Annotated in this window: 5 protein-coding genes; 1 reads left to right on the forward strand and 4 read right to left on the reverse strand. The window is 75.5% G+C overall.

Translation table 11 applies throughout. From position 1 onward, the window contains the following. Positions 1–61 precede the first annotated feature (61 nt). The 4 genes from ACFWOG_RS38105 to ACFWOG_RS38120 form a co-directional block, all read right to left on the reverse strand. Entirely contained in the window at positions 62–1,204 is a 1,143-nt protein-coding gene (locus ACFWOG_RS38105; protein ID WP_380364079.1) for a hypothetical protein, read from the reverse strand. Next, positions 1,201–2,151: a hypothetical protein gene (locus ACFWOG_RS38110; RefSeq protein ID WP_380364081.1), complete on the reverse strand. Its 951-nt coding sequence runs from the start codon at positions 2,149–2,151 to the stop codon at positions 1,201–1,203. The genes ACFWOG_RS38105 and ACFWOG_RS38110 overlap by 4 nt, the downstream gene beginning before the upstream one ends. Beyond that, positions 2,148–2,981, reverse strand: a complete 834-nt coding sequence (locus ACFWOG_RS38115) for a hypothetical protein (RefSeq protein ID WP_380364083.1) — start codon at positions 2,979–2,981, stop codon at positions 2,148–2,150. Before ACFWOG_RS38115 ends, ACFWOG_RS38110 begins: the two co-directional genes overlap by 4 nt. 84 nt (positions 2,982–3,065) lie before the next feature. Continuing rightward, positions 3,066–4,040 carry a hypothetical protein gene (locus ACFWOG_RS38120; RefSeq protein WP_380364085.1) on the reverse strand — a complete coding sequence of 325 codons (975 nt, stop codon included), beginning with the start codon at positions 4,038–4,040 and terminating at the stop codon, positions 3,066–3,068. 499 nt (positions 4,041–4,539) lie between these two features. Between ACFWOG_RS38120 and ACFWOG_RS38125 the strand changes: the two genes are divergently transcribed. Continuing rightward, complete coding sequence (locus ACFWOG_RS38125; protein ID WP_380364087.1) at positions 4,540–7,032, forward strand: hypothetical protein; 2,493 nt, start codon at positions 4,540–4,542, stop codon at positions 7,030–7,032. Positions 7,033–7,104: the final 72 nt, after the last annotated feature.

Genomic DNA, 7,104 nt, shown 5'->3' on the forward strand with positions numbered 1-7,104 from the left:
CCCGCCCGGGGGGGGGGGGGGGGGGGGGGGGGGGGGCGCCCCCCCCCCCGCCCGGGGAGGGTCAGGCCAGCAGGTCGGACTGGAGGGTGACGACCTGGCGGAAGGCCTCGGCCGGGACGCCCCCGGGGTTGGTCATGGTGACCACGCCCACGAGGTCGCCCGCGGAGAGGTAGGCAAGGCGGGCGGTGAGGGCCGTGCCGGCCGTGGTGGCCGGGGTCCCCCGGGTCTCGACGGCGACGCCGAAGACGGTGTCCCAGCCCTCCATGGGAGTGGTCCGGGAGCCGGGGTCCTTCTGGTCCCCGTCGCGGAGCTCGCGGTAGACGTCCCAGGCCGCGGCGGAGGAACCGAAGGCGAGCAGACGGATCTGCGTCCGGGTGCCGTCGGTCGCCGTCCATTCCCGGACGGTGGCGGCCCGGCAGGCGCTCTCCAGGAGGAGGGAACGCACCGCGGCCGGGTCCTTCTGCTCGGCGGCGACGGCGTCGCAGGTGACCCAGTCCGCGAGGGGGGCCGTGGCAGGCGGGGTGGAGGCGGTCGACGGGGGCGGAGCGGCGGACGTGGTGGGGCTCGCGGCGGCCGGGGTTCCGGTGGGGCCCCCGGTCGGGCTCCCGGTCGGAGGCGGGGTCGGGGTCGGGAAGACCACCGGGGCGAGCGAACCGCCGGCCTCCTGCGGGGCGGGGAGGAGGAGGTACCGCAGGTCGGCCGCGTGCCGGCTCTTGTTCTCCCGGGGAACGGGCTTGCCGGAGGGCAGCGGCGGGAGCACCAGGGCCGGGAAGGTGTAGCGGCCGTCGCTCTCGGTGGCCAGGCCCGGGAGGTCGGTGCGCTCGGGCGCGGTGACCGCCAGCGCGGAACCCGTGCCGGCCAGCGCGCAGACCACCACCGCCGCGCCCCACCGCAGCGCCGCCTTGCGCCGGCGGGTGCGGCGGGCCGCGAGCTCCTCGGCGCTCGGCGGTTCGACGGGGCCCGGGACCGTCGCACCGGGGGCGGTCCAGGGGTTCTCGCCGGGGCCGGGGCCGTCCCCGGCGTCGTCCCCGGGGGCGCGGTCGGACGCGGCCGGCACCGGGGACGCCGGGGAGTCCGTGACCGCCTCTGGAGTGGCGGACGCCGTGACGTCGCCCTCTGCGGTACCGCGACCCTCCGGGGCGGCGGGGCCCGTGGGGGCGGCCCCGGGGGCGGTACTGTCGTGCGGCATGGTGCTGTCGGTCATGCGGACGCTCCCGGGGTGGCGAGACGGTCGAGCTGCTGGGCGAGGAAGGCGACGATCTTGTCCTTGGGCAGCGGCGCCACACCCTCGACGCTCATGACCACCAGGAGGTCGCCCTCGGCGGCCGAACACTCCAGGTAGTCGATCGGCGCGGACGGCGGGGCGGGCATCAGGTAGCAGTGCGCCTCGGGGTGGCCCGGGACGGCGGGGCCGGTGCGGAAGAGCCCGGTGTCACCGGTGAACACGGCCGTGTACTCGTTCATCCGCTGCACCTCCTGCTGGTTGAACTGGCGCAGCCTCATGCCGATGACCAGGCCGCCCTTCCGCTCGGCGTAGGTGCGGATACCGGTGGCCTTGACGTGCAGGCCCTCCCAGTACGCGCGGAGCTTCTCCTGCTGCTCCTTGGGCACCTGGAGGAGTTCGTCCAGTTCGGCGGAGAGCTGCGCGGCCGTCAGTTCGACGTCGTTGCCGTAGCCGCCCTCGTCCGGACCGAGCCCGTAGTCGGAGGGGACCGGCAGCAGCAGGTCGCGCAGCGAGCCGAAGTGGTTGCCGTTGGACTTCGCCCCGAAGGGCGTCGGGGTGGCGCCCGGGGTGGGCGGCGCGGGCGCCGGCGCGGCGGCGGCGACGGGCGCCGGGTCGTCGTACCGGACCTCGATGATGCCGACGCCGACGACCACGCCGACCAGGGCGGCGGCCACGGTCGCTCCGGTGGCGCGCAGGAGCCAGCGGGAGACCGACGGCAGCGCGAGCGGGTCGGACGGCGCGGACGGCGCGGACGGGTCGGACGGGTCGGACGGAACGGGCTCGGGAGACGGCGCGAGCGGCGGGGCGGGGGCGCGTTCGGCCGACGGTTCGCCGGCCGACGGCGCTCCGGCCGCGGGCGCGACGTGCGGCTCGGTGCTCGGGGAGCCGGTCACGGTGTCGTCACTCATCACGGTGTCGTCGCTCATACCAGCCGCTCCCACTGCTGCTTGGCGAGGTTCTTCACGAGCTCGGCGTCCACCGGCCGCAGCCCGAAGACCTTGACCTCCATCGCCACCGTGCCGCGCTGCGCGGCCGCGGTGCCCTGGTAGAACTTCTCGGTGGTCTCGGCCCAGAAGAAGGGCTCCTTCTCCACCCGGTAGCCGCCGTTGGCCTCGGCCGCGAACGGCTCCAGCCGGTAGCCCCTCACCCGGTTGCCGGCCTGGGCGACGAAGTCGTCGGAGAACTGGATCAGCGAGACCCGGACCTTCAGGTCGCCCTGCTTCCAGTCGACCTCGACGGCGCGGCGGAAGCCCCGCTCGGCCAGGTCCCTGAAGGCGCCCGCGGACGGGCCGCTGCGCTCGGCGAGCTCGCCGATCGAGATCCAGCTGGGCGTGCCGGGGTAGTCGTCCCAGGCCGAGCTGCCGGCCGGCGCCGTGAGCAGCAGCTTCCGCAGGTCGCCGTCGATGGCGAGCGGTGCGGGCGCAGCCGCGGCGACGGCTGCGGGGTCGACCACCTCGGCCGGGTAGGACGGCAGCGCCACCTGGATCGGCGGCAGCGGCGTCGGCGGCCGGCGCGCCTGGATCCCGTAGCCGACGGCCCCGCCGGCCACGGTGCCGAGCACCAGGCCGGAGACCAGCAACAGGACCGGCCGGGGCCGGCGGGGGGCGCGAACGCGAGCGGCGGCGGGCGCGGGGAAGGCGGCCGGGTGCTCGGGGGCCGGGTGCCCGGCGGCCGGGTCCTCGGGGGGCCGGAACTCGGCGGCCCGGTCCGGAGGGAGGGCGGCGGCGGGTGCCGGCGCCAGGGGTTCGGTGGTCACGCGGTGGCTCCTGGGAAAAGGAAGAGGCGGCGGAGAACGCGGGCGGCGGGAATCAGGCGGGACGCGGGCGGCACTCGGGCGGACTCAGCCGCCGGAGGTCAGCCAGGCGCGCTGGCGCCGCATCAGCTCGCTGAGCAGGGCCTTGTCCGGGGTGCCCTTCACGTCGACGTCGATCGTGTACTGCACGTCACCCTGGCTGGAGATCCCGGTCATCGAGCCGGTGTAGGCCTGCTGCTTGGGTGTGCGGACGTTGCCGCGGGCACCGGGGTCGCCGGTGATCTCCATCGGTTCCAGGCTCATGGTGTAGCCCTCGGCGAACTCCTTCGTGTCCCCGGCGGAGCCGAAGCGCAGCAGGGTGACGGTGACTTCGGCCTTGCCGTCCGCCGTGCGGTACGTCCGGGTCGCGGCGTCCTTGTAGCCGTACGCACGGAGGATCCGCATGATGGTGTCCCGGTTGTTGAACTCGTCCGCGACCTCCTCGTCCGTCAGCGCCATGCCGTCGGCCGGTCCGTAGGACTCGCCGCCCTCGGGGATCGGGAGCAGGAAGTAGCGCAGATCGCCCTCGTGCTTCCCGCCGTTGACGGTCCCTCTGACGGTGCTCGCCGGCTTGGGAGCCGCAGTGGGGGCGGGTGCCGCCGTGGACGCCGGGGCGGACACGGAGGGCGACGCGGTGGGCGACGCGGTGGGCGACGCGGTGGGCGACGCGGTGGGCGGCGCCGAGGTGGCTGCGGCCGGGCCCGGACGTGCCGCGGTGCCGGCCACGACGGCCGCCTCCGGGTCCGGCCTGCCGACGGCCACGGTGACGGCGGCGCTGGTCGCCGTCACGGCGATCAGGCCCGCGGCGGCCAGGGTCACCCCGAGGGCGCGCGGCAGCGTCCGCCGGGCGACCGGGGCAGGAGCAGGGGCAGGGGCAGGGGCAGGGTCGAAGGCGGCGGGGCCGGACGCGGCAGGATCGGGCAGGGCGGGATCGGACGACCCCGGGCCGGGCACGGCGGCGGGATCGAGCGCCCCCTGCTGCGCCTGGTCGGCGGCAGACGGCGAACTCTCGGGCGCGGACAAGGGACTCCCCCAGGAAGACAGCGGAATGTCGCGCGTCGGCGCCTCGCGGGCCGCCCCCGGCAGCGCACTTCAGGCCGCCCGTGACGCGTCTCAGCCGAAATTATGAGAGTCGGTCCAGTCCGGTGCCAACAAGATCAATCACCGCACTCCCACCCAATGATCAACCAATGGGACACGCCGTGACCGAACCGAAATGGACGGCACCCGTCGCACGCTCCCGTCCGGCCCCCTCACCGCGGCACCCGACCGGTTCGGCGGGGCGTCCGTCCGGCGACACGCGGGGACTTCGGGACCTGCGGGACCTGCGGAACAGGACCGTTCCGGCGAGTGCGCGCACCCGGCCGGATGATTCCTGCGATCACGAACGATGGAGAGACCCCGGATTCGAGTATCTGTTCCGTGCCGCGTCCGGTGCGGGTGCGGCCGTCCACCTGTCCATGAAGGTCGTGCCGCCGTCGCGCCGGTCCTCCCGGTACGGGGCGAGATGAGGAGAACCACGATGCGAGTCGGCGGAACCAGAGGCGCCCCCGGACGACCACCGGGACCGGAGGGCGCACGCGGGACCCGCCGGGGTCCCGGCCTGCTGACCTCGCTCGTGGCCGTGGGGGCGGTCCTCGTCGCGGCGTTCCCCCTGGCGCCCGTCGCCACCGCGCAGTCCCCCGCCCTGTCGCTGACGCAGAGCGTCGCGCCGACGACCTTCCGGGCGGCCGGCCAGACGATCACCTTCTCCTACCTGCTGGCCAACACCGGTGACGAGCCGCTGACCGCGGTCACCGCCGCGAACACCTCGTTCAGCGGGACCGGGGCCCCGCCGGTGGTCTCCTGTCCGGACACCTCCCTCGCCCAGGGCGCCTCGATGACCTGCACCGCGCCCTACACGGTGACGCAGGCCGACGTCGACGCGGGCAGGGTCACCGGTGTCGGTACCGCGAGCGGCACCCCGCCCACCGGCTCCGCGGTGACCGCGCCCGACTCCCCCGTGACGGCGGTCGCGTTGCAGAGCGCAGCCCTCTCCGTCGAGAAGACCGCCTCGGGCGGCGGGGGCGGTGGCGACAACCGCCGCTCCACGCTGGTGGCGACCCTGTCGCCGGGGCAGACCCTCGTCTACTCCTACCTGGTGAAGAACACCGGGAACGCCACCCTGACCGGCGTGAGCGTCACGGACACCTCGTTCTCCGGCACGGGCACACCGCCCGCGATCACCTGCCCGGGCACGACCCTCGTCCCGGGCCAGTCCATGATCTGCTCCGCCACGTACACGGTGACCCAGGCCGACGCCGACGCCGGGACGCTCACCAACACCGCCACCGCCACCGGCACCCCGCCCACCGGTTCGCCGGTCACCTCCCCGCCCTCCACCGCGACGGTGACCGGCCCCCGGACCGGGCCGGCGCTGACGCTGGACAAGACGGCCACGACCGGCGGCGGGGGCGGCGGCAACAACCGGCGCTCGGCGCTCGTCACCACCCTGGTGGCGGGCTCCGCGATCATCTACCGGTTCGTGGTGACGAACTCGGGGGACGTCACGCTGACCGACATCAGCGTCACGGACACCTCGTTCTCCGGCACGGGCACACCACCCGCGATCACCTGCCCGGACACGACCCTCGTCCCGGGCCAGTCCATGACCTGTTTCGCCGCGTACACGGTGACCCAGGCCGACGCCGACGCCGGGACGCTCACCAACACCGCCACCGCCACCGGCACCCCGCCCACCGGTTCGCCGGTCACCTCCCCGCCCTCCACCACCACGGTGACCGGCCCGCGGGCGTCCCTCACCCTGGAGAAGACCGCCTCCACCGGCGGGGGCGGCGGCAACAACCGGCGCTCCACTCTGGTGGCGACCCTGACACCCGGGCAGAGGCTCACCTACTCCTACCTGGTCACCAACACCGGGAACGTCACGCTGACCGGGGTGACCGCCGCGGACACCTCGTTCTCCGGTGCGGGGACCATTCCGACCGTCAGCTGTCCCGGCACCACCCTGGCCCCGGCGGAGTCGATGACCTGCACCTCCTCGTACGTCGTGACGCAGGCGGACATCGACGCCGGGACGCTCACCAACACCGCCACCGGCACCGGCACCCCGCCGAGCGGTCCCCCGGTCACCTCCCCGCCCTCCACCGCGACGGTGACGCCCACCCGGCAGCCCGCGCTCACCCTGGTCAAGTCCGCCGCACCCGCGGTGGTCGACCACGCGGGCCAGGTCGTGAGCTACAGCCTGCTCCTCACCAACACCGGCAACGTCACGCTCACCCGTCCCGAGGTCGTGGACACCGCCTTCAACGGCTCGGGCGGCACCCCGGTGCACTCCTGCGCCGACACGCCGCTTGCTCCCGGCGGCTCGGTCACCTGCACCGGCACCTACACCGTCACCGAGGCCGACCTCGGTCAGGAGACCATCGCCAACACGGCCGTCGCGACGGCCGTCGCCCCCGGCCCCACCACCGTCACCTCGCCGCCCACGGCGGCGACCGGGTCGGTCCGGGCCGAGCCCCCGCCCCCCCCCTCCCCCCCGCCCCCGGCCACAACCCCGCGACCGGGGCCCCCCCGGGGCCTGCCCCCCACCCCCACCCCGCCGGGCCGGCGGCCCCTCGCCCCCGGCCCCACGACCGTCACCTCGCCGCCCTCGTCGGCGACCGTGACGGTCAGGGCCGAGCCGCAGCCCACCCACTCGCCCCGGCCCACGCACAGCCCGAAGCCCACCCACACCCCGAAGCCGACCCACAGTCCGAAGCCGACGCACAGCCCGAAGCCGACCGAGACCCCGAAGCCGGCTCACAGCCCACGGCCCAAGCCGCCGGCCCCGCAGCCGCCGGCCGGGCACGGTCCCGCGGCGCCGCTGCCGGAGACGGGTGCCGGAGACCTGCTCCCGGTCGCCGCGACGGGCGCGGCCCTGCTCCTCGCCGGCGCCCCGATGCTGGTCGTCGCAGCCCGGCGCCGCCGTCACCCGGCCGTCGAGGGGAACCACGATCACCGGCCCTCCGAGTGATCACCCCGCCCGGGTGATCGCCTGAGCGGCACCGTCGTGAGCAGGCCGGCCCGCCACTGCGTAGTGGCGGGC

The organism is Kitasatospora sp. NPDC058406 (genome assembly GCF_042722765.1).
Taxonomy (GTDB): domain Bacteria; phylum Actinomycetota; class Actinomycetes; order Streptomycetales; family Streptomycetaceae; genus Kitasatospora.